Below are 21627 nucleotides of genomic sequence, written 5' to 3' on the forward strand. Positions count from 1 at the left end.
TCTATGGGCGAGCCGCTCCCCCGTCAACACTGAAAATCACATCAGGCCGCGTGGCGCTCCCGCTCGCGCATTTCCTGGTTCACCATATCGGCCAACAGGAAAGCGAGTTCGAGCGACTGGCCGGCGTTGAGGCGTGGATCGCAGTGGGTGTGGTAGCGTGCGGCAAGCCCCTCGTCGGTGATCGCCACGGCGCCGCCCGTACACTCGGTGACGTTCTGGCCAGTCATCTCGACATGAATGCCACCGCCATGCGTCCCCTCCGCGCGATGCACGGCGAAGAAGCCGCGAACTTCGGCCAGAATGCGCTCGAACGGGCGCGTCTTGTAGCCGTTGGCCGCCTTGATCACGTTGCCGTGCATCGGATCGCAGGACCACACCACCGGACGCCCCTCACGCTTCACAGCGCGGACGAGGGCGGGGAGGCCCTTCTCGATCTTGTCGTGGCCGTAGCGGGTGATCAGCGTAATCCGCCCCGGCGTGCGGCGAGGATCGAGCGTGTCGAGCAGGCGCAGCAACACGTCCGGCTCCAGGCTCGGGCCGCACTTGATGCCGATCGGGTTGCCGATGCCGCGCAGATATTCGACGTGAGCCGAGCCTTCGAAGCGGGTGCGGTCGCCGATCCAGATCATGTGGGCCGAGGTGTCGTACCAGTCGCCGGTCAGCGAATCCTGGCGCGTCATCGCCTGCTCGTAGGGCAGCAGCAGCCCTTCGTGGCTGGTGTAGAAGTGCGTGCCCTGCAGTTGAGGCACCGTCTCCGGATCGAGCCCGCACGCCGCCATGAAATCGAGCGCGTCGCCGATCCGATCGGCGAGTTGCTGGTAACGCTCCGCCCAAGGGCTGCGCCCCATGAAATCGAGCGTCCAGCGATGCACCTGCACCAGGTTGGCGTAGCCGCCTTGCGAGAAGGCGCGCAACAGGTTGAGCGTCGCGGCAGACTGGTTGTAGCCGCGGATCATGCGCTCCGGATCGGGCCGGCGGGATTCCTCGGTAAAGGCGATGTCGTTGACGTTGTCGCCCCGATAGCTCGGGAGCGAGACGCCATCGATCTCCTCGGTCGGTGCCGAGCGCGGCTTGGCGAACTGGCCCGCCATGCGGCCGACCTTTACGATCGGCAGCTTCGAGGCATAGGTGAGCACCACCGCCATCTGTAGAATGACGCGAAACGTATCGCGGATGTTGTTCGGGTGAAATTCGGCGAAGCTCTCGGCGCAATCGCCGCCCTGCAGCAGAAATCCCTGACCGGACGCCACCTGGGCCAGCTCGGCGGTCAGTGCGCGCGCCTCGCCGGCGAAGACCAGCGGCGGATAGGTCGACAGCTGTGTCTCGGCAGCGGCAAGCGCCCGGGGATCGGGATAATCGGGCAGCTGTCGCGCCTCGAAGTTGCGCCAGCTTTCGGGGGCCCATGCGGTGGCCATCGTCTCACTCCTTATCGGGCGCCGTCCATGATCCTTGCGCGCGCGAAAGGCAATGGACGATCGCCCGAAGAGCCCGACGAGAAATATTATTCGATGGCATCGAGGATCTTCGCCGATGCGTCGCCCCGTCCAAACGGGAAAGCGGGGCGTGCCATGGCGGCGTGCGCATCGGCGTCGTCTAACAGGCGATCGGCCTCCGCGACGATACGATCCGTATCGGTGCCGACCAGGCGGAGATTGCCGCTGGCGATGCCTTCCGGTCGCTCGGTCACTTCGCGCAGCACCAGCACCGGAACGCCCAGAGCCGGAGCCTCCTCCTGAATGCCGCCGCTGTCCGTGAGAATCAGCCGCGCGCGGGACATGGCGGCCACGGTATCACGATAGCGCAGCGCGCCCGTGAGCGTGATGGCCGGATGATCGCCGAGCCACTGCCGCACCGTCCCTCCGACGGCGGGGTTGGGATGGACGGGGCAGAGGATGTCGACATCCCCGCGATCGGCGAGGCGCAGGGCCGCTCCGCAGATCGCCTCGATGCCCGCTCCAATGCTTTCCCGACGATGACAGGTGAGCACAACCAGCGCCTTGCCCGATCCGCCGACCGGCACCGGAACCCGTGCGCGCATGGCAAGGAGCGCATCGATACCGGTATTGCCCGTGACGAAGCACCGCCCCTTCACGACATCCGCCTCGAACTCGAGATTGACCAAGGATTCCGGGGTGGGCGCGAAGAGCAGATCCGCAAGACGGTCGATCATCACCCGGTTGCGTTCTTCCGGCCAGGGATGCGCGAAATCGTGCGAGCGGAGCCCGGCTTCGACATGACCGATCGGTATGCCGAGGCGGTAGGCGGCAAGCGCTCCCGCATAGGCCGAATTGGTGTCTCCCTGCACCAGCACCATATCCGGCCGGTCCTGCATGAGCTGGATTTCGGCAGCATCTGCAAAGCGTTCGACCATGACGTTTGGAGAAGGATCGGGGAGAACCGGAGGCAAACGAACGTCGGGAACAAGGCCGAAATCGGTCAATGGCTCGTCGAACAGCGCGTCATGCTGACCGGTGGCGCATAGCCGGCAGTCCAGGTGGGGCCGTTGCCCCGCAGCGAGCAATATAGGCGCGAGCTTTATCGCTTCCGGACGGGTGCCCGCAATGCATAGCAGCCTGACACTTCGCGACGACGCCATGCCCACCCCCGACCTGCCGCAATGATCTTCGCAAGAAGAGGCTCCGAAGTCACTCGAAAACTAGTCTATATGGGATCAATCGGACAGTTGCGGTCGCCATTCCCAGCGCAATGGGTCGCCATCCATGATTTCGACGCCGGCCGCCTTGATCTGATCCCGCGCGGCGTCGGCCGAGGCGAAATCCTTCGTGGCGCGGGCCTGTTGCCGCTGATCGAGCAGCGCTTCGACGTCAGCGTCGGCCAGATCCACGCCTTCAGGACGGACAGACAAGGCACGGCGATCCAACGCGAGCAGCCCCAATCCCAGCGCCAGATCGAAGCTGGCGACGAGGCGAAGTTTCTCCTGCGTCGACAGATCAGATGTCAGCACTGCATCGAGAGTCGGGAGTGCCTGTGGCGTCATCAGGTCGCCGGAAAGCGCCGCGTCGAAGCGCCCGACGAAAGCAAGCGCGGGACCGGACAGGCCGTCCTCCAGCGACTTGCGCTGCCAGTCCAGCGACGCACCCTTTCCAAATCCGGCTTCCCGGGCCGGGCGGATCAGCGTCTCGTCCAGCGTCGCCTCGGCCTTAAGCGTGGCGATCGCGATCACCAGCCGCTTCAAGCGCGTCAGCGCTGCCGCGACGGCATCCAGCGAGAATTCCAGTTCGGAGCGATAATGCGCGCCGAGGCAGAGCAATCGGTAGGCGAGCGGATGCACGCCGCGCGCGACCAGCGCGCCGAGAGTCGCGACGCCGCCCTTGGACTTCGACATCTTTCCCGTCCGGTCGACCAGGAAATTGTTGTGCATCCAGACGTTCGCGCCGGTCCGGGCCGTATCGTTGAAGGCCTGGTTCTGCGCGATCTCGTTGCAATGATGGATCTCGCGATGGTCGATCCCGCCGGTGTGGATGTCGAACTGCTCGCCGAGATATTTGATGCTCATCACCGAGCATTCGAGGTGCCAGCCCGGCGCCCCCGGACCCCATGGGGAGAGCCATTCCATCTGGCGGTTCTCGCCCGGCGCGGACTTGCGCCAGATCGCGAAGTCGGCCGGATGGCGCTTGCCCTCAACAGCCTCGATGCGACCGACCTCGGGTCCGGTCTGATGGCCGGCGAGGCGGCCGTAATCGGGCACCTTGGTCACGTCGAAATAGAGGCCGCCGTCGAGCTCGTAGGTGGCGCCGCGATCCTCCAGCACCTGCGCGAAGGCGATCATGTCCTGCACGTGATCGGTCGCCACGCTCCACAGTGAGGGATCGAGGATGCCGAGTGCCTTCAAGTCGCCTTTGAAAAGCTGGGTGTAACGCGCCGCCACGTCCCAGATGGTGATCCCGGCCTTTTGCGCGGCCACCTCCATCTTGTCATCGCCGGCGTCGGCATCGGAGGTCAGGTGGCCGACGTCGGTGATGTTGATGACGTGTGTGGTGGCATATCCCTTCCAGTTCAGCACCCGGCGAAGCGTGTCGGTGAAGACGTAGGCGCGCAGATTGCCGAGATGGGCGGTCGAATAGACGGTCGGCCCGCAACTGTAGAGCCGCACCATCTTCGGGTCGATCGGGCGGAATTCCTCGATCTCGCGGGTGAGGCTGTTGAAGAGGGTGAGCGGGGCGCCGGTCTGCGTCATGGCCGCGCCTTAGCGGCTCGGGCGCCGGGCGGGAAGGGCGTCAGCGCGGGCCGAGCGCACCGTCCTGCTGCAACGTGATCTCATCGAGCCCGCCTTCGCGCAGAAAGGCCATGGCGATGACCAACGCAGCAAAGGCCTGGCCGACCGCGTCCTCTTCCAGCAGGAGCGCCAGCGTGGCGCGGGCGCGGGGCGGGGCCTCCCGGGCATCGCGGCATATCTGGAGCAGCACCGCCTCGTCGTCGCCGATATACTGGCAGGCGAGCGGCGAGAAGGCGATCTTGCGAGTCGCGCGGCGGTTGAGCTCGGCGAGCATCATGTGGAGGTGGGGAAGGGCCGGCAGCACGCCGTGCCGCGCGAAAGCGGGGGCAAGGGCACCTGGTGGGCAATTGCCGCGTGTAGCCGACTGAATCCAGCCGCGCATCGCCCAGATCAAGAAGCGCCCGCCGGGCGCCAGCTGCATTACCGGCCGATCGATGAGATCGTACATCGCGCCCTCCCTATATGCGATCGATTCGCAATAGATCGACGATCGTGTTCGGCGTCAAGACATTTGCGAATGATTCGCAAAACGGTTTGGCGCACGCGGACTGCCCTTCGGCGCGCAGGGGAAGAAAGATTGCGCTAGGATGAATAACCCCGGATTGCGGTCGGGAATTTCCGTGCCATCTTTCAGCCTCAATCGGAAGGATGCCCGCCATGTTCCAGGATCGCCTGAGCCGGACACCCCTGTGCCTCACCTTGCCGGGCCTCGACGGCAGCGGCCCCGATCATTGGCAGAGCCGCTGGGAGCAGAGCCGCCCGAACATCGAGCGGGTCGAACTCGGCAGCTGGTCCAACCCTTCGCGCAACATGTGGATCGCCCGGCTTGAGCGCGCGATCGCCCAGGCGAGGGGGCCGGTGGTCCTGATCGCGCATAGTCTGTCGTGCCATCTGGTCGCGTGGTGGGCTGCGCTGGCGGGCGAGGGCGCGGCGCGGCCGGTCGCTGGCGCGCTGCTGGTGGCCCCGCCGGATCTCGATCGGGTGAGCCTCGATCGCCGGATCGCCGAGTTCGCGCCTTCGCCTCGGGCAGTTCTGCCTTTTCCGGCCGTTGTGGTCGCCAGCCGCAACGATCCGTGGTGCGAGATGCACCGTTCGCGCGAAATGGCCGGAAACTGGCTGGCGGCACTGTGCGACGGAGGCGACATCGGCCACGTCAACGACGCCTCGGGCATCGGCGACTGGCATGATGGGCAACGGGTGCTCGATCAATTGCTGGATCATGTCTGCGCGCGCGACGCGCGACGTCTCGACGACGAGGCCGTGCGCTTCCAGCCCGAGCAGGTGATGGCCGTCCCGGCCTGAGATCGAAACCCGTTCCTTTCTCGCCCCTTATCCGGCATGACACTCGGCCGAGACAAAGGGGATTGCCGTGAAGGGGTTGCGCATCGTTGCAGCATTGGGTGTGCTTGCCGGATGGACGGCGGCGGCGCAGGCGGATGAGCGTGATTTCTGTGCGGACCGTCCCGGCAAGGCGACGCCAAGCTGCACGATCGACACCGGCCACCTTCAGGTCGAGGCGGGGTTGTTCGATTATGCCTACAGTCGCGATTCCGACACGGCGGAGAGCGACTATTCGAGCGGAGACCTGTTGCTCCGCTACGGCGTGAACGACAGTTTGGAGGCGCGTGTCGGCTGGGACGGCTATGGCTGGACTCGCTCGCGTGACCGGATGACCGGCTTCGTCGATCATGGACAGGGAGCGGGGGACCTGACCCTCTCGGTGCGCCAGAACCTTCGCCATCCCGACGACACGGGAACGGCCTTCGCGATCCAGCCGAACATCACGCTGCCGATCGGCCACAACCCGATCGGCGCGGGGACGTGGAGCGCGGGCGTGCTGATGCCCTTCGGGGCCGATCTGGCGAAGAACTGGCGGCTGACGCTCGATCCGGAGGTCGATGCGGCGCCGGATCAGGATCGCCACGGGCGGCATCTCGCTTATGCGATGGCAGCGGCGGTGACGCGGTCGATTGGCGATGCGTGGCAGCTCAGTGGCGAAGGCTGGGTGATGCGCGACGACGATCCGTCCGGCCACGAAACGCAGGCCTCGATCGATTTCAGCGCCGCGTGGCAGCCCGACAAGAATCGGCAAATCGATGTCTCCACCTATGTCGGCGCCAACCACGCCACGCCGCGCATTGAGCTGGTCTTCGGCGTCTCGCAGCGCTTCTGAGCGGCGTCGTGAACGGGCATGACCAGGCGCGGGCGGATCGGCTCTTCCGCTTGCTGATCGGCGTCTATCTGGGCGGCGGCCTGCTCAACTCGATCGTCAACCTGCTGGTGCCGCGCCTCAGGATCACGCTGGGGTTGGATTACGCGCAGGCGCTCTGCGTCCATCTCGCTTATTATTCGAGTTATCTCGTGTTCGCGCTGCCGATCACGCTCTGGTCGATGCGACTGGGCTATATGCGCGCGATTGCCGTCGGTCTTGCCACCATGGCAGCGGGATGCCTGTTCTTCGTCGTCGCGCAGGGCGAGCGCAGCTTCGCGCTGGTGCTGGCATCGTTGCTGGTGATGTCGTCTGGCGTCACCTTCCTGCAGATTTCGGGCAATGCGGTGACGACCGCCTTCGGGCCATCCGCGAGGATGGCGCCGCGCTTCACGCTGCTCCAGGCGTTCAATTCGTTTGGAACCGTGATCGGGCCGCTGGTCGGCGCCTGGTTCCTGCTGGGGCAGGGGGGCAATTCCGCACCCATTTTGCCGTTCGTTGTCGGTGCCGGGGGGCTCGTTCTGCTGGCCGGGACCTTCTGGGCGCATCGACGAATGTTCGCTCAGGGAAGATCGGACCGGCAAGTATGGCCGCGCGTCGGGATCGTCGCAGGGGCGAAGCGGATGCGTTTCGGTGCGCTCGCCATCTTCGTCTATGTCGGGGCCGAGGTCACGATCGGCACGCTGGCGGTGAACTATCTGATGCTGGACGGCACCCTGCACCTGTCCGCCGTCGCGGCGGGGCAGTTGGTCAGCCTCTACTGGGCGGGGGCACTCGTCGGGCGCTTCGCCGGTTCGTTCGCGCTGAGGCGGATCGGTCCGGTGCCGATCCTTGGCGGAGCCTGCCTCGCGGCACTCATCCTGCTTGCGGTCGCGATCGCTGGGCAGGGCATGGCAGGTGCCGTCGCCCTGCTGGCCGTCGGGCTGTGCAATTCGGTGATGTTTCCTCTGACTTATGCGCTGGCCCTGCCGGACGATGCGGACGATGCCCCGATCGCGGCGATGCTGCTCTGCATGGCGGTTGTCGGCGGTGCCGTCGTGCCGGTGCTGACAGGCCTCGCGGCGGACCAGATCGGCCTGCCGCATTCCTTCGTCGTGCCGGCTCTGTGCTACCTCGTGATATTCGGCTTCGCGCGGAGCCGTCGCCCGGCTATTCAGGGCATCGCATGACAGTCACCATCAAGGACGTCGCCGAGAAGGCGGGTGTCTCCACCAAGACCGTATCGCGCGTGATGAACGGCGAGGCACATGTCCGTACCGCGCTGCGCGAGACGGTGATGCGCGTCGTCGAGGAGCTGGGCTACCGCCCCAACGCCTTCGCGCGCAGCCTGTCGAGCGCGCGGTCATACCTGCTCGGCATGCTCCTCGACGATCCGGCCTGGTCGGGTTACGCCGCAGGCATGCAGCGCGGCGCGCTGATGCGTTGCCGCGAGAAGCACTATCACCTCGTCGTCGAGCCGGTCGACAGCGGCGTGGGCGGATGGGAGGAGGAGTTGATGGCGAGTATCGCCAGCCTGCGGCTGGATGGAGCGATACTGACGCCGCCGCTCTGCCGCCTGTCGCCGCTGCTCGATCGGCTGGAGGCGATCAACCTGCCCTATGTCCGCATCTCGCCGGGCGAGGATGAAAGCCGATCGGGCCTCGTCGACATCGACGAGGAAGGCGCTGCCTTCGCGATGACCGAACACCTGATCAGCCTCGGCCATCGGGATATCGGGTTCATCGAGGGCATTCCGAGCCACGCCGCGACGCCCAAGCGGCGCGCAGGCTTCCTGTCGGCAATGCATCGGGCCGGCGTGCCCGTGGGCGCCGATCGTATCGTCCCCGGTGACTTCACCTTCAAGGGCGGGATCGAGGGTGGCGAGGCGTTGTTGCGCCATGCGAAGCGGCCGACCGCGATCTTCGCCAGCAATGACGACATGGCGCTCGGCGTCTCGGCGGCGGCGGCGAAGCTGGAGATCGCGGTGCCCTCGCAGCTCGCCATCGCGGGCTTCGACGACGGGCCAACGGCGCGGGTGGCGTGGCCGCCGATCACGACGATCCGCCAGCCGGTCGGGGAGATGGCGGCGGCGGCGGTCGATATCCTGATCGATCCGGCTTACCGAGATGCGCCGGGCGACCGGCGTTTTCATCGCGAGTTGCCCTACGAGCTGATCATCCGGGGCAGCACGACGGCGCCTTCCGCCTGATCGGACGCCGGGTTCCGCGCGTCGCGCCGGAAGAAGAGCATCAGCATTCCCGTCGCGATCACGTTCTGGAGAAGGGCGTGCAAGCCGGCGCCATGGAGGCCCAGGCCCCAGATGAGCAGCGGTAGCAGCGGGTAGAGGACGAGGTTGGTCGCCAGCGTCACGGCCATCGATCGCTGCGGCTTGCCCAGAGCGGTCAGCCCGGATGCGATCGGTGACGCGATCAGCGCCGCGAGCCTCGCGCCTGCGATGAGCGTCACGATCGCGATGCCGCCGTGGAAGGTCCGCCCGCCGAGCAACGGCAGAATCTTGTCCCCCGCAAGCCAGAAAGCGAGCACGATCGGCGTGGCGATGCTGCCGGCCAGAGTCGCGCTGCGCCATACGGTGCGCCGCAACTGGTCGAAGCGACGCTTCGCGACGAGATCGGCGAGCACCGCGTAGCTCGCCTGCGACAGCAGGATCGCTGGCTGCTGGAGGAGGGTGGTCGCTCGCTGGGCCAGCGAGAACAGACCGGCCGACACCGGCCCCAGCATCCATCCGATCGTCAACGGCGCGAGGTTGGGCGCGAGTTCCCGCAGCGTGATATCCAGATTGGTGATCAGGATGAAGCGCCCGAAGCCCTCCTTGTCGCGCAGCAATCCCCGCCACGGGCCACGCAGCCGTTGGCCGTCAGCCAGCTTGCGCCACGCCACCAGCCCGAGAGCCCACATCGCCGCCCCTTCCGCGATCGAGGAAAGCAGCCAGACGATCAGGAAGGCCTCCAGCCTGCCGCCGGTGGCCCAGACGACGAGCGTGCCGATCAGGCGCACGCTCGGCGATACCGCCTGATGCAAGCCGACCAGATCGAAGCGGCCTGCGATCTGCAGCAGCCCCTGCGGCGTCGCGCGGACGTTCGAGAAGACGGCCAGGCTGAACGGGATCGCCACCCGCATCGCATCGGCCGACCAGCCCAATCGCGGCCCGACGAACGGCACCGCGATCACCGCCACCGCGAATGCGAGCAGGCCGAATGCACCCTCGACCAGCGCCATGAAGCGCACGATCCGCGCCAGCCGCTCCGGATCGCCGGCCTCAACCGCCAACGCGCCGTAGCGGACTACGCCGTGGAAACCGGAAAAGGCGATCAGGCTGCCAATGAACACGGCATAGCCGTTGACCAGCACGAGCACGCCATAATCGCGCACGCCGAGCGTGCGGGCGACGATTACGAGATAGACGAGGCTCATGATGCCGGCCGCCGCCTTGCCGCCCAGCAGATGGGCAAGGTTGGCCAGCACGCGCTTCAACGCCGATTCAGCTTGCATTATCCGTTCGATGATCTAGCGGCGCCGCTTCGCATTTACGCGTCGGGGGGCGCCTGTAACCGTGTTCGAGACCGCACTATCCGCATTCCGTGCCGATTGCACGTCAAGCCGTGACATAAAAAGTTCCATGAGCGCGATTTAATGCTCAGAACAGGCTGCGGTTCGGGCGGCCTGTGTACGTCCTTGTATCGGTAGCGCGGCGCACGGTGGCTATGAAGATCGGTTTCCTGTTCAATCACGACCAGACGCATCAGATCGCGCATTCCCTGCCGATCGCGATGGAGTTGGCCCGGCGGGTGCCATCCCAGCAGATCGTGATCGCAACCACCAATCGGCGGCTGACCGACGAGGTGCGTCGTCAATTGACGGCTGCCGGTTCCGATATCCCGGTGATCCAGCTCGGGCTGCGCAAGCCCTTCACCCGTTTCGCCGCGCGTCATCTGGATGCGGTCCTGCCGATCGCGAAGATCGGTATCTATCGCGACAATCTCGATTTCTTCGGCTCGCTCGACGCGCTGGTGGTAGCGGAGAAGACGTCGCTACTGCTTAAATCCCGCTACGGGCTGGAAGGGCTCAAGCTGATCCATACCCGGCATGGAGCGGGCGATCGGGCGATCGGCTTCAACAAGGCGAGCGCCGGCTTCGATCATGTGCTGGTGTCCGGCCCGAAGATACGCGAACGCCTGATCCGCGAGGCCGGCGTGGCGCCGGACCGGCTCTCGACCGTCGGTTATCCCAAATTCGATCTGATGCCCGCCGCGCCGCCGCGTCTGCCTTTCCAGGCCAACGGCAAGCCGACCGTGCTCTACAACCCGCACGTCTCGCCGCATCTGTCGTCATGGTACGTGCATGGTCGCGCCGTGCTGGAGCATTTCCTCCGCGATGACCGCTACAATCTGATCTTCGCGCCGCATGTGATGCTGTTTCACCGGCGCTTCGTACTCACCATCGACAAGTTGCGGCTCGATCGCCCCGGGCTGATCGACCAGCGCGTGCTCAACGCGCCGAACATCCATGTCGATCTCGGCAGCCGCGCCTGCACAGACATGACCTACACCGCCGCCGCCGACATCTATCTCGGCGACGTCAGCAGTCAGGTGTACGAATTCCTCCATCGCCCGCGCCCCTGCCTGTTTCTGAACAGCCATGGCGTTGAATGGCAGGGTGATGCCAATTACGCGCATTGGCAGACTGGCCCGGTCATCGATGATCCAGAAGACCTGGGCGACGCTCTCAATCGCGCTGTGGCCGAGCACGGTCGCTATCTGCCGGTCCAGCGCGAATTGTTTGGTCGCAGCTTCGACCTGACGAGCGAGCCTTCGGCCTCGCGCGCGGCGCGCGCCGTGTTGGCGGCAATCGACAGGCCGACTGTCCATCCCGTGATGCCGCTTCGTCCCGCGCCCGTGCGTCCGGTCGAGCAGCCGAGCGTCGTCGCGGCCTGAGCCTCTTGCCCGCCGCGCGCCGGCGTGAGACGGACGCACCATGCCGCTCGCAAAGGACATCTGGCGCCCGCTGATCGTCGAGGCGCCGATCGAAACTGTCCTGAGAGCCGGTAGCATCGAGGGTTTCGCGCATCGATGGTTGCCGAAGGAGGATTTCCTCTGCTTCCTCGCCGATCCGTTCGGCATCGAACGGAACGGGATGCGTTATGTCTTCGTGGAGCGATACGATTATCGCTCGCGCCGTGGCACGATCGAGTGCCTCGCCTTTGCGAGCGATGGATCGTTGAGCGACAGGCGGCAGGTGCTGGAGGAGCCCTGGCACTTGTCCTATCCGTTCGTCTTCGAAACCGCCGGTGAGACCTATATGCTGCCCGAGGCCCACCGATCCGGCGGCCTCACGCTCTACCGGGCCGTGGAATTTCCATGGCGGTGGGAGCGGACAGCCGTGATCGCACTGGATCATGTGGCGATCGATGCCACGCCCGTCTTCCACGAAGGTCTGTGGTGGCTCTTCTATTCCACCGCCGACCACGGCGCGGCAGGAAAGACGGGAGCGCTCTTCCTAGCCTGGGCGGATCGGATCGAAGGTCCGTGGACCCCTCATACCGGCAATCCGGTTAGGCGCGGCGAGGATGCCAGCCGGCCAGGCGGCACGCCGGCGGTGATGGACGGCAAGCTGGTGCTGCCGATGCAGGACTGCCGTCGGACCTATGGCGCCGCGATCCGTCCGTTGTCCATCCATCGCCTCGCCCCGGATGTGTTCGAGGCGGAGGCAGGCGCCGCCATCACCGCGCCGCACGGTTTCGCGCCCTTCGATGCCGGGCTGCACACCCTGTCGGCCATTGGATCGGCGACGTTGGTGGACGTGAAGCGCAAGCTGCTTACTCCGCGCAGCTTGGTCGTGTTGACGAAGCGCGAGCTGGCGAAGCGCTAGAACCAGCGCATCCGATCGAGAATGGCGAAGCCGGCTTCGCGAAAGCGATCGGGCGAGAAGCGATCGAGCACATCCGCACGCGCCTGCCGTCCCATTGTCTCCAACCGGGATGGCTCGCGGAGCAGCGCGGCCAGCGCGGCGGCAAGTGCATCCGGATCGCCGGGCGGCACGGTCAGGCCGCTGCGGCGATCGGCGATCGAATAGGGCAATTGACCGACCGCGCTGGCCACGACGGGCAGACCGGCCTGCATCGCTTCGTGTGCAGCGACGCATAGTCCCTCGGAGCGGGACGGTTGCACGTAGAGATGGAGACCGGCGAGAAAGGTGTGCGGATCGTCGGAATAGCCGGCCAGATCAACGGCGACGCCAGCGCTTCGCGCGCGCTGATCCAGCGCCGCCCGCTCGCTCCCTTCGCCGGCTATCACGACTGTCGGTCGAGGCGTGTCGGTCGGAAGCCTTGCCAGCGCGTCGATCAGCACATCGAAGCCCTTCACCGGATGCAGGCGGCCGAGACTGCCGATCCGCACCGTCTCGCCGGGCCGCCAGGGCCGCGCTGTCGGGGCCGAGGCGTCGGCGCGGAAGATCGGCCATTGCATGAGCCGCGCCGCCGGGACCTTCAGGCGTTCTGCGGTCAGCCGGGTCACCGCGTCGGAATCCCCGATCCACAGGCGGGAGAGCGGCTGGAGCAGGCGCAACAGCCTGCGATTGGCGGGCTTGAGGTAGGCGGCGTGTTGCCAGCTTACAACGGGAAGGCGACGGCGCAGCCCGACGAGTTGACCCAGCAGCGTGGCGCGGGTGAGCGACGTCCAGATATGCGTCGGCCGGTCTTGCGTGATCCGGCTATCCAGCCAGCCGAGCGCGGCGAAATGATCCGTCTCGGCGCCCTCACGCACGATCACCTCCAGCCCGGATGCTTCCATCGGCGCGATGGCGCGGCCATCGCGGCGGGTGAGCGCGTAGATGCGGACCTCGGCACCGCCTTCGCGCAGGACCTTGGTGATCGACGGCACCGGCAGCGCCGCGCCGCCGCCCTCCACGGAGTTGATTATGTAGGCGATACGCATCAGGCGCCCCGCCGTTCGAAATGAATATTGTCGAAGCATGCAAGATAAGCTTGGGCCCCTGCACCGATCCGGTAAGCCTCTACCGCTGCCGCAAGGCGATTGGGATCGGGGGCAGGGCTATCGAGCGATTTGCGCAGCGCATCGACCAGCGCATCGACATCCTCGACCGGTATGACGATTCCCCGCTCCGGATCGCCGAGCACATCGTCGATCGCCGGGGTGGAGGCCGTGGCGATTACCGGGCGCCCAGCGCCGAGCGCCTCGACAATCACCGCGCCATAGCCCTCGAACCGTGACGCCATGACAAAAAGGCGCGCCTCGTCGAGCAGGGGGCGGATGTCCGGAACGAAGCCGGTCAATATCACGCGACTGCCGAGATCCAGGGCAGCGACCTGACGGGCGAGCGCGGCTTCCTCCGGCCCGCTGCCAACGATCACCAGTCTCGCTTCCGGATCTTCCAGCCGCGCGAAGGCGTCGATCAGCAGGTCGAAGCCCTTCTGCTGGATCAGGCGGCCGGCGGCGAGGATCGTCCTGCCTTTCGCCGGGCCGATCGGCTGACGATCGTCCAGCGCGGGAAGGGGAATGATCGTGGTCATGGGGCGCCCCATCATGGCATCGGCCTGCGCCTTGTGCAGCGTGCCCATCGCGACCAGTGCATCGGCATCACGAAGCAGGTACCGCATCCGCCGCCGGAAGCCGATCTGCCGCAGCCACCCTCGCTGGGCCATCCTGAGCGGCGAGCTGATCTGCACCACGAGCGCCGGCTTGTCGGGAATCCGGGCGAGGGCGGGGACTATCTCCCAATGAAAATTGCCTGGCACGAAGATGCCGTCGACCGGGTGCTGCGTAAAATGCGCCGCTGCCGCTTCCCCAAGCCTCTCCCGAGAATGTTTGCCGCGCGCAATGGGCGGATCGGCGGGAACGACGCAGGCGCCGGGTGGCGCGAGATCGCGCAAGGGACCCCTGTCATCACCCACGAAGAGCGTCACCGCGATGCCTCGCTCGATCCATGCGCGCGCGAGCCTCAGGGCGATCCGTTCGGTGCCGCCGAGCGGAAAGTCATGCAGCACGATGCCGATCGAGCGTGTGGTTCTGGATGGAGTCACGCCGGCGCGGTTAGCAGCACGGGAACGGGCGGGCAAAGCGTGCGTCGTGACAAGATGACCGATCCCATCGCCTTGCTGCAATATTATGGCGCCGCAGCCGGTGCCCTCGCCGCGCTCGTAGTGTCGCTCGATATCGGGCGAAAAGGGACGGGGATCGGCTTCGTCATCTTCGTCACCTCGTCGATCGCACTGATCGGCTGGGGTTTCATGGGCCCCGAGGCGAAGGGCATCGGCACGCAGAACATCGTGCTGCTCGCGATCAATTTGATCGGCGTCTATCGCTATCTGATCCGTAAGGCGCCGGCCTGATCGACCGCATCCGCCTCCACCAGCGATGCGAAGGCGAGCGCCTGCGGGCTCGATCGATCGCCGCGATGGAGCATCCACATCGTGCTCAGCGCGAAATTCCCGCTGACCGGGCGGTAATGGAGCGTATCCACCTCCAGCCGGCGGAGCGGCCCGGCCAACACACTGATGCCCACCCCGGCTGCCACCAGTCCCAGCAGTGTGCTCATCTCGTTGGTCTCGATCGCCAGTTGCAGAGTCAGTCCGACACTGCCGAACAGCGAATGGATGTCGGCCATGAAGCCGTCGCGATCGTAGGGATAATGGACGATGGGTTCCCCGGCGAGGGCGGCGGCATCGATCGGCCCGTCAGTGTCCGCCAATCGATGGCCGCGCGGCATCGCCACGACCATGCGATCGGTGAGTACGCATGTCGCGATCACGCCTCCGGGCATCGGCGGCATGGTCCGACGCCGGACGAATCCGATGTCGAGCGCGCCGCTCGCCATCGCTTCGCGCTGCGCTTCCATCGGTTGCTCGGTGAAGACCAGATGGACGTCGGGATGACGCGCCCGGAAGCCCATGATCGCTTCGGACACTTGCGGCACGTAGAGCGTGGATGGCGAGATGCCTATTGCAAGCTCGCCGATCTCGCCAGCCGCCGCGCGACGGGTGATGTTCACGGCATGATCGGCACGTTCCAGGGTCGCGCGCGCCTCGTCCAGAAACATCCGCCCGGCCGGCGTCATCCGCACCTTGCGGCTGGAGCGTTCGAAAAGCTGCACGCCCAGTTCCTGTTCCAGGATTCGTATCTGCTGGCTGAGCGGCGGCTGCGAGATGCCCAGCGCCTCCGCAGCGCGGCCGAAATGGAGCTCAGAGGCGACTTTCACGAAATAGCGCAGGTGGCGGAGCTCCATGATCGATAGCTTATACGTCTTGATCCGTTGCAAATCCATACTGGACTAGCGATGACAGCGGGGGCAATGGGCGTGGCGTCCGGACCTTGCGCCCCCGCTATCCCCCCTCGGCGGTGCGGGCGTAGGGTTCGGCACCTGTCTTTCGGTGGCCGTCCGGTCGCCTCCCGGAGTAGCGAAGCACGATGAACGGGATCGTCCGGATCGCCCTTGCCAGACCGTTGACCTTCATCGTGATGGCGATCCTTATCGCCATCGTCGGTGTCCTGCAGGCGGCCCGTACCCCGGTCGACATCTTTCCGAACATCGGCGTGCCGGTGATCGCGACCGCCTGGCAATATACCGGTCTCTCGCCGGACGACATGTCGGGCCGCATCATCACGCCGTTCGAGCGCGTGCTGACCACAACCGTCAACGATATCGAGCATATCGAGAGCAACTCGATGAACGGCATCGGCGTGGTGAAGATCTTCTTCCAGCCTGGCGCCAACATCCAGACCGCGACCGCGCAGGTGACGTCGATCTCGCAAACGGTGCTGAAACAGATGCCGCCGGGCATCACGCCGCCGCTGATCCTGAACTACAATGCGTCCACGGTGCCGATCCTGCAGCTCGCCATTTCGGGGCAGGGGCTGTCCGAAAAGACGCTGTTCGATCTCGGCCAGAACCAGATCCGCCCGCCGCTGGTGACGATCCCCGGCGCCGCAATGCCTTATCCTTCGGGCGGCAAGCAGCGTCAGGTGCAGATCGATCTCGATCCGCAGGCGCTGCAGTCCAAGGGCCTGTCCGCGCAGGATGTCGGCAACGCGATCGCCGCGCAGCAGCAGATCAACCCGGTCGGCTTCGCCAAGATCGGCGAGTTCCAGTACAATATCGCGCTCAACAACTCGCCGGACTCGATCGACGCCTTCAACGACCTGCCGGTGAAGACGGTCAACGGCGCGACCATCTACATGCGCGACGTCGCGCATGTCCGCGACGGTTTCGCGCCGCAGCAGAACGTGGTGCACGTCGATGGCACGCGCTCCGTCCTGCTCACCGTGCTGAAGAACGGCGCGACCTCGACGCTATCGATCGTGCAGGGCGTGAAAGACAAGATCCCCGGCATCACTGCGACGCTGCCGCCGCAGCTCAAGGTTCTGCCGATTGGCGACCAATCGATCTTCGTGCGCGCCGCGATCTCCGGCGTGATCAAGGAAGGCGCGATCGCCGCCGCGCTCACCTCGATCATGATCCTGCTGTTCCTGGGATCGTGGCGATCGACCGTGATCATCGCGATCTCGATCCCGCTCGCCATCCTCTTTGCCATCATCTTCCTGGGCGTGACCGGGAACACGCTGAACACCATGACGCTGGGCGGTCTCAGCCTCGCTGTCGGCATCCTCGTCGACGACGCGACGGTGACGATCGAGAGCATCACTTACCATCTCGAGCAGAGGAAGGGCGTCGTCCAGGCGATCCTCGACGGCGCGGCGCAGATCGTGACGCCGGCCTTCGTCTCTTTGCTCTGCATCTGCGTCGTGTTCGTGCCGATGTTCTTCCTGCCGGGCGTGGCGGGCTTCCTGTTCGTGCCGCTGGCGCTTGCCGTGGTGTTCGCGATGATCGGGTCGTTCATCCTGTCCCGCACGCTGGTTCCGACGATGGCGATGTACCTGCTGAAGAAGCACGACCAGCACGAGGAGGGGCATGTGAAGCCCCGCAGCAGCAACCCGCTGGTCAATTTCCAGCGCGGCTTCGAGGCGCGGTTCGAGCGGGTCCGCGCCGGCTATGGCGGCCTGCTCGAGAAAGCGCTCGGCGCGCGCAAGCCGTTCGCGATCGGTTTCCTCGCCGTGGTCGCGCTGTCCTTCCTGTTGGTGCCCTTCCTCGGCCGCAACTTCTTTCCAACCATAGATGCCGGTCAGATTACGCTCCACGTCCGCGCGCCGGTCGGCTCGCGCATCGAGGACACGTCGGCCGAGTTCACGCGCATCACCGGCAAGATCAAGCAGATCATCCCGCCGGACGAACTGGTCACGGTGGTCGACAATATCGGCCTGCCAGTTTCGGGCATCAACACGACCTACAACAATTCCGGTACGGTCGGCCCGCAGGACGGCGACATCCTGATCACGCTCTCCAAGGATCACCGCCCGACCGCCGACTACATCAAGGCGATGCGCGAGCAGCTGCCGCGCGCGTTCCCGGGATCGACCTTCGCCTTCCTTCCGGCCGACATCACCAGCCAGATTCTGAACTTCGGCGCACCGGCCCCGATCGACATCCAGATCACCGGCAAGAATACCGACGCCAACATGGCTTATGCGCAGCAGATCCTGAAGCGCCTGAAGGGTATTCCAGGCGCGGCGGACGGGCGCATCCAGCAATCGTCGACCTATCCGACCCTGAAGGTGATCGCCGATCGCTCGCGTATCGGACAGTACGGCCTGACCGAGAAAGACGTCACGACATCGGTCGCCAGCGCGCTCGCCGGTACATCGCAGACCGCGCCGGTCTATTTCGTGAACCCCGAGAATGGCGTGCAGTACAGCGTGGTCGCGCAGGCGCCGGAATATCGTATCCGCTCGCTCAACGAACTGACCAACATTCCGGTGACGGGCGCGGCCGGCACCGCCTCGCAGATCCTGGGCGGTGTCGCCAACATCCAGCGCGGCACGAGCAGCACCGTCATCACCCACTACAATATCCAGCCGGCGATCGACATCTACGCGACTCCCGCCGGGCGCGACCTCGGCGCCGTCGCAGGCGACATCAACAAGGTGCTGAAGGACGTGAAGGCGCCCAAGGGCGTGACCGTCACGTTGAAGGGCCAATATGCCACGATGAACACGGCCTTCAACGGGCTGTTCTTCGGCCTGCTCGGTGCCATCGTGCTGATCTACCTGCTGATCGTGGTGAACTTCCAGAGCTGGCTCGATCCGTTCGTGATCATCACCGCGCTGCCGGGCGCCATCGCCGGCATCATCTGGATGCTGTTCGTCACCGGCACGCAGCTCTCGGTGCCGGCCCTCATCGGCGCGATCATGTGCATGGGCGTGGCGACCGCCAACTCGATCCTGGTCGTCAGCTTCGCCCGCGAGAAGCTGGAAGAGCTGGGAGACTCGACCAAGGCGGCGCTGGAGGCCGGCATGACCCGCTTCCGCCCCGTCATGATGACCGCGCTCGCCATGATCATCGGCATGCTGCCGATGGCGCTCGGTCTGGGTGAGGGCGGCGAGCAGAACGCCCCGCTCGGCCGTGCCGTGATCGGCGGGCTTCTGGTAGCCACTTTCGCAACTTTGATGTTCGTGCCCGTCGTGTTCAGCGTCGCTCACCGCAAGGGCCGAGTAGACCATGACGTTGCCGACCGCCTGGAGGAAGCCCATGCATGACGTCACCACCCAGGATGGGGAGGCGCCGTCCGTGGACAACGGCACGCTGAAAAAGATCGGCATCATCGCCGTGATCGTGGCGCTGCTGGTAGTCGCGTGGGGTCTTTTCTCGCGCCACCGCTCCGACAGCCAGCTCAAGGACTGGACGCAGGACCAGGCGACGCCGAACGTATCGGTGATCGCGCCCAAGCCGATGGACAGCGGCAATTCGCTGGTGCTGCCGGGCAATGTGCAGGCCTACAATTCGGCGCCGCTCTATGCTCGGACCAACGGCTATGTGAGCAAGTGGTTCGTCGACATCGGATCGCCTGTGAAGACCGGGCAGGTGATGGCCGTGATCGACATTCCGGACGTCGACCAGCAGCTCGCCGCGGCGCGCGCCGATCTCCAGACCGCCAAGGCCAACGAGGCGCTGGCCTCGACGACGGCAACGCGCTGGACGACCCTGCTTAAGCAGGATGCCGTCTCCAAGCAGGAATCGGACGAGAAGACCGGAGATTTCGCGGCGAAGCGCGCCGTCACCAATGCCGCCGCGGCGAATGTCAGCCGCCTCGTCGCGCTGCAAGGCTTTTCGAGGATCGTAGCGCCTTTTGCCGGCGTGGTGACCAGCCGCTCCACCCAGATCGGCCAGCTCGTATCGGCGGGCGCCGGCACCGCCCAGCCGCTGTTCACGGTGTCGGACGTCAGCAAGATGCGGATCTACGTTCGCGTGCCCCAGGCCTATTCGGCGGAGCTCAAGCCCGGCCTCCACGCCCAGCTGTCGCTGCCCGAATATCCCGGCCGCACCTTCGATGCCGTCATGACCCGTACCGCCGACGCGGTGGACCAACAGTCCGGCACGGTTCTCGTCGAGCTGCAGGCCGCCAATGGCGATGGGGCACTGAAGCCGGGCGCATATGCGCAGGTGAAATTCCCCATCACCGGCACGTCCGGCTCGGTCGTCGTGCCGGCCAGCGCCATCCTCTATCGCAGCGACGGCACGCTGGTCGCGACGGTCGGGCCGGGCAACAAGGCGATGCTCCATCAGATCAAGATCGGCCGCGACATGGGCGATACGCTGGAGGTGACATCCGGCTTGACCCAACGCGACAGGCTGATCGACAGCCCGCCGGATTCGATGGAGAATGGCGATCCGGTGAAGATCGCGCAGCCGAAGCAGGGTGCCGCCGATGCGAAGCAGTAAGCCGGCGGTCGCCGCCGCGCTGCTTGCCCTTTCCGGTTGCTCGCTGGCGCCCGATTATCATCGCCCGGAGGTGGCGGCAGCCACCACCTACAAGGAAGTGCCGAACGGGTGGACGGTCGCGTCGCCCGCCGCCGACGCGCCGCCCGCCGCCTGGTGGGGAGCGTTCGACGATCCGGTTCTGACCGATCTCGAAGGACGCATCGAGAAGGGGAGCCCCTCGCTCGCCATCGCCGTCGCCCGGTATGACGAAGCGGTGGGCCAGCTGCACGAGGCGCGTGCGGACCTGTATCCGACGATCGGCGTCGGAGGCAGCGCGGAGCGGGACCGCACCTCGGCCCATGCTCCGACGTCCAAGGGCGTTTCCTCCACCTACAACGACTATACCGCCGGCGCCTCCTTCTCCTGGGAACTCGACCTCTTCGGCCGCATCCGTAACCAGGTGAAGGCAAACAAGGGCGAGGCGCAGGCGAGCGCTGCCGATCTCGCTGGCGTGCGGCTCGGCCTCCAAACGAGCCTCGCCACTGCCTATTTCCAGATGCGCGGGCTCGATGCGCGCGAAGGGCTGCTGCGTCAGACGGTCGACGCCTATCAGCGTGCCTACGAATTGACCGACGTGCGCCATTCGGGCGGCATCGCTTCTGGTCTCGACACCAGTCGCGCCCGCGCTCAGCTGGCCTCTGCCAAGGCCGAGCTGGCGAGCCTTCCGTCGCAGCGCGCCGCCTACGAGCATGCGATCGCGGTGCTCGTCGGCGAATCGCCTTCGATCTTTTCGCTGCCCGCCGACGCGCGCCAGTCCGCGCCGCCAGCCTTTCCTACCGGCACACCTTCGACCCTGCTGCAGCGCCGGCCGGACATCGATGCGGCGGAACGCCGCGTCTATGCGGCCAACGCGCGCATCGGCGTGGCGCGGGCCGCTTTCTTCCCGGCGATCTCGCTGGGCGGCGCGGGCGGTTTCGAGACAACGGGGCCGAACCTGCTCAGCACCGCCAGCAGTTTCTGGGCGCTCGGCCCGGCGAGCCTGGCGCTGACCGTCTTCGACGGCGGCAAGCGCGCGGCACAGGTTCGTGTCTCGCGCGCCGAGTTCAACGAAGCCTCGGCCACCTACAAGCAGACCGTGCTGACCGCCTTCAAGGAAGTGGAGGACGATCTCGCCTCGGGCCGCGATCTGGTGGCGCAGGAGAAGAACCAACGGGATGCCGTGCAGGCGAGCGAAACGACCCGCGATCTCGCACTCACCCGTTATCGCGACGGTGCGTCCGACTATCTCGAGGTCGTGACCGCGCAGACAGCCGCGCTCGACGCGGAACGCTCGCTGCTCGATCTCCACACGCAGCAGCTGACCACCGCCGTGGATACCGTCCGCGCGTTGGGAGGCGTCGCCCGCTGACGGACCCAT

General features: G+C 65.9%; 18 protein-coding genes. 10 read left to right on the forward strand and 8 right to left on the reverse strand.

What is annotated here, in order from left to right; all coding sequences use genetic code 11:
• Positions 1 to 41: 41 nt before the first annotated feature.
• The 4 genes from HZF05_RS15870 to HZF05_RS15885 form a co-directional block, all read right to left on the reverse strand.
• Entirely contained in the window at positions 42 to 1415 is a 1374-nt protein-coding gene (locus tag HZF05_RS15870) for a class II 3-deoxy-7-phosphoheptulonate synthase (RefSeq protein ID WP_160362785.1), read from the reverse strand.
• A gap of 86 nt (positions 1416 to 1501) precedes the next feature.
• Positions 1502 to 2596: a non-hydrolyzing UDP-N-acetylglucosamine 2-epimerase gene (gene wecB, locus HZF05_RS15875; protein ID WP_160362786.1), complete on the reverse strand. Its 1095-nt coding sequence runs from the start codon at positions 2594 to 2596 to the stop codon at positions 1502 to 1504.
• Positions 2597 to 2671: 75 nt separating this feature from the next.
• On the reverse strand, positions 2672 to 4198 hold the full coding sequence (gene cysS, locus HZF05_RS15880; protein WP_160362787.1) for a cysteine--tRNA ligase: 1527 nt from the start codon (positions 4196 to 4198) through the stop codon (positions 2672 to 2674).
• A gap of 40 nt (positions 4199 to 4238) precedes the next feature.
• On the reverse strand, positions 4239 to 4685 hold the full coding sequence (locus HZF05_RS15885; RefSeq protein ID WP_160362788.1) for a hypothetical protein: 447 nt from the start codon (positions 4683 to 4685) through the stop codon (positions 4239 to 4241).
• Positions 4686 to 4894: 209 nt separating this feature from the next.
• Here HZF05_RS15885 and HZF05_RS15890 point away from each other — a divergent pair, with 209 nt between their 5' ends.
• The 4 genes from HZF05_RS15890 to HZF05_RS15905 all read left to right on the forward strand — a co-directional run bounded on the left by HZF05_RS15890 (position 4895) and on the right by HZF05_RS15905 (position 8634).
• The gene (locus tag HZF05_RS15890; RefSeq protein WP_160362789.1) at positions 4895 to 5539 is read left to right on the forward strand and encodes an RBBP9/YdeN family alpha/beta hydrolase; all 645 of its coding nucleotides are present in this window, start codon (positions 4895 to 4897) and stop codon (positions 5537 to 5539) included.
• A 67-nt stretch (positions 5540 to 5606) separates the two neighbouring features.
• Positions 5607 to 6410 (forward strand): transporter, encoded by an 804-nt coding sequence (locus tag HZF05_RS15895; RefSeq protein ID WP_160362790.1) that lies wholly within the window; start codon positions 5607 to 5609, stop codon positions 6408 to 6410.
• An 8-nt stretch (positions 6411 to 6418) separates the two neighbouring features.
• Entirely contained in the window at positions 6419 to 7615 is a 1197-nt protein-coding gene (locus tag HZF05_RS15900) for an MFS transporter (protein WP_343046905.1), read from the forward strand.
• On the forward strand, positions 7612 to 8634 hold the full coding sequence (locus HZF05_RS15905; protein ID WP_160362791.1) for a LacI family DNA-binding transcriptional regulator: 1023 nt from the start codon (positions 7612 to 7614) through the stop codon (positions 8632 to 8634). Before HZF05_RS15900 ends, HZF05_RS15905 begins: the two co-directional genes overlap by 4 nt.
• Here the strand turns inward: HZF05_RS15905 and HZF05_RS15910 are convergent.
• Positions 8589 to 9935, reverse strand: a complete 1347-nt coding sequence (locus HZF05_RS15910; RefSeq protein WP_220129882.1) for a lipopolysaccharide biosynthesis protein — start codon at positions 9933 to 9935, stop codon at positions 8589 to 8591. The two genes, HZF05_RS15905 and HZF05_RS15910, sit on opposite strands and share 46 nt — an antisense overlap.
• Before the next feature lie 212 nt (positions 9936 to 10147).
• Here HZF05_RS15910 and HZF05_RS15915 point away from each other — a divergent pair, with 212 nt between their 5' ends.
• Positions 10148 to 11377, forward strand: coding sequence for a hypothetical protein (locus HZF05_RS15915; RefSeq protein ID WP_246332066.1), 1230 nt, complete (start codon positions 10148 to 10150; stop codon positions 11375 to 11377).
• A gap of 40 nt (positions 11378 to 11417) precedes the next feature.
• Positions 11418 to 12311, forward strand: coding sequence for a glucosamine inositolphosphorylceramide transferase family protein (locus HZF05_RS15920; protein WP_160362792.1), 894 nt, complete (start codon positions 11418 to 11420; stop codon positions 12309 to 12311).
• Here the strand turns inward: HZF05_RS15920 and HZF05_RS15925 are convergent.
• Both HZF05_RS15925 and HZF05_RS15930 read right to left on the reverse strand, forming a co-directional pair.
• Complete coding sequence (locus tag HZF05_RS15925) at positions 12308 to 13375, reverse strand: glycosyltransferase family 4 protein (RefSeq protein ID WP_160362793.1); 1068 nt, start codon at positions 13373 to 13375, stop codon at positions 12308 to 12310. The genes HZF05_RS15920 and HZF05_RS15925 overlap by 4 nt on opposite strands.
• The gene (locus HZF05_RS15930; protein WP_181638897.1) at positions 13375 to 14481 is read right to left on the reverse strand and encodes a glycosyltransferase; all 1107 of its coding nucleotides are present in this window, start codon (positions 14479 to 14481) and stop codon (positions 13375 to 13377) included. Before HZF05_RS15930 ends, HZF05_RS15925 begins: the two co-directional genes overlap by 1 nt.
• A 54-nt stretch (positions 14482 to 14535) precedes the next feature.
• On the opposite strand from HZF05_RS15930, the gene HZF05_RS15935 reads away from it, so the two are divergent.
• Positions 14536 to 14790 carry a hypothetical protein gene (locus HZF05_RS15935; protein WP_160363133.1) on the forward strand — a complete coding sequence of 85 codons (255 nt, stop codon included), beginning with the start codon at positions 14536 to 14538 and terminating at the stop codon, positions 14788 to 14790.
• Here the strand turns inward: HZF05_RS15935 and HZF05_RS15940 are convergent.
• Complete coding sequence (locus HZF05_RS15940; protein WP_160362795.1) at positions 14763 to 15683, reverse strand: LysR family transcriptional regulator; 921 nt, start codon at positions 15681 to 15683, stop codon at positions 14763 to 14765. The genes HZF05_RS15935 and HZF05_RS15940 overlap by 28 nt on opposite strands.
• A 182-nt stretch (positions 15684 to 15865) precedes the next feature.
• Here HZF05_RS15940 and HZF05_RS15945 point away from each other — a divergent pair, with 182 nt between their 5' ends.
• The 3 genes from HZF05_RS15945 to HZF05_RS15955 are packed head-to-tail and all read left to right on the forward strand — an operon-like array spanning position 15866 to position 21618.
• Positions 15866 to 19048, forward strand: coding sequence for an efflux RND transporter permease subunit (locus HZF05_RS15945; protein ID WP_160362796.1), 3183 nt, complete (start codon positions 15866 to 15868; stop codon positions 19046 to 19048).
• Positions 19041 to 20231, forward strand: a complete 1191-nt coding sequence (locus tag HZF05_RS15950) for an efflux RND transporter periplasmic adaptor subunit (protein ID WP_160362797.1) — start codon at positions 19041 to 19043, stop codon at positions 20229 to 20231. Before HZF05_RS15945 ends, HZF05_RS15950 begins: the two co-directional genes overlap by 8 nt.
• Positions 20218 to 21618, forward strand: a complete 1401-nt coding sequence (locus HZF05_RS15955) for an efflux transporter outer membrane subunit (RefSeq protein ID WP_160362798.1) — start codon at positions 20218 to 20220, stop codon at positions 21616 to 21618. The genes HZF05_RS15950 and HZF05_RS15955 overlap by 14 nt, the downstream gene beginning before the upstream one ends.
• Positions 21619 to 21627 lie beyond the last annotated feature (9 nt).

Origin of the sequence: Sphingomonas chungangi (assembly GCF_013778325.1) — a bacterium.
GTDB lineage: Bacteria > Pseudomonadota > Alphaproteobacteria > Sphingomonadales > Sphingomonadaceae > Solisphingomonas > Solisphingomonas chungangi.

Coding starts and splice junctions, on each gene's coding strand:
- HZF05_RS15940 (WP_160362795.1), bottom strand. CDS start 15,683: ATGGAGCTCCGCCACCTGCGCTATTTCGTGAAAGTCGCCTCTGAGCTC.
- HZF05_RS15955 (WP_160362798.1), top strand. CDS start 20,218: ATGCGAAGCAGTAAGCCGGCGGTCGCCGCCGCGCTGCTTGCCCTTTCC.
- HZF05_RS15885 (WP_160362788.1), bottom strand. CDS start 4,685: ATGTACGATCTCATCGATCGGCCGGTAATGCAGCTGGCGCCCGGCGGG.
- HZF05_RS15935 (WP_160363133.1), top strand. CDS start 14,536: ATGACCGATCCCATCGCCTTGCTGCAATATTATGGCGCCGCAGCCGGT.
- wecB (WP_160362786.1), bottom strand. CDS start 2,596: ATGGCGTCGTCGCGAAGTGTCAGGCTGCTATGCATTGCGGGCACCCGT.
- HZF05_RS15905 (WP_160362791.1), top strand. CDS start 7,612: ATGACAGTCACCATCAAGGACGTCGCCGAGAAGGCGGGTGTCTCCACC.
- HZF05_RS15925 (WP_160362793.1), bottom strand. CDS start 13,375: ATGCGTATCGCCTACATAATCAACTCCGTGGAGGGCGGCGGCGCGGCG.
- HZF05_RS15915 (WP_246332066.1), top strand. CDS start 10,148: ATGAAGATCGGTTTCCTGTTCAATCACGACCAGACGCATCAGATCGCG.
- HZF05_RS15890 (WP_160362789.1), top strand. CDS start 4,895: ATGTTCCAGGATCGCCTGAGCCGGACACCCCTGTGCCTCACCTTGCCG.
- HZF05_RS15920 (WP_160362792.1), top strand. CDS start 11,418: ATGCCGCTCGCAAAGGACATCTGGCGCCCGCTGATCGTCGAGGCGCCG.
- cysS (WP_160362787.1), bottom strand. CDS start 4,198: ATGACGCAGACCGGCGCCCCGCTCACCCTCTTCAACAGCCTCACCCGC.
- HZF05_RS15950 (WP_160362797.1), top strand. CDS start 19,041: ATGCATGACGTCACCACCCAGGATGGGGAGGCGCCGTCCGTGGACAAC.
- HZF05_RS15910 (WP_220129882.1), bottom strand. CDS start 9,935: ATGCAAGCTGAATCGGCGTTGAAGCGCGTGCTGGCCAACCTTGCCCAT.
- HZF05_RS15870 (WP_160362785.1), bottom strand. CDS start 1,415: ATGGCCACCGCATGGGCCCCCGAAAGCTGGCGCAACTTCGAGGCGCGA.
- HZF05_RS15945 (WP_160362796.1), top strand. CDS start 15,866: ATGAACGGGATCGTCCGGATCGCCCTTGCCAGACCGTTGACCTTCATC.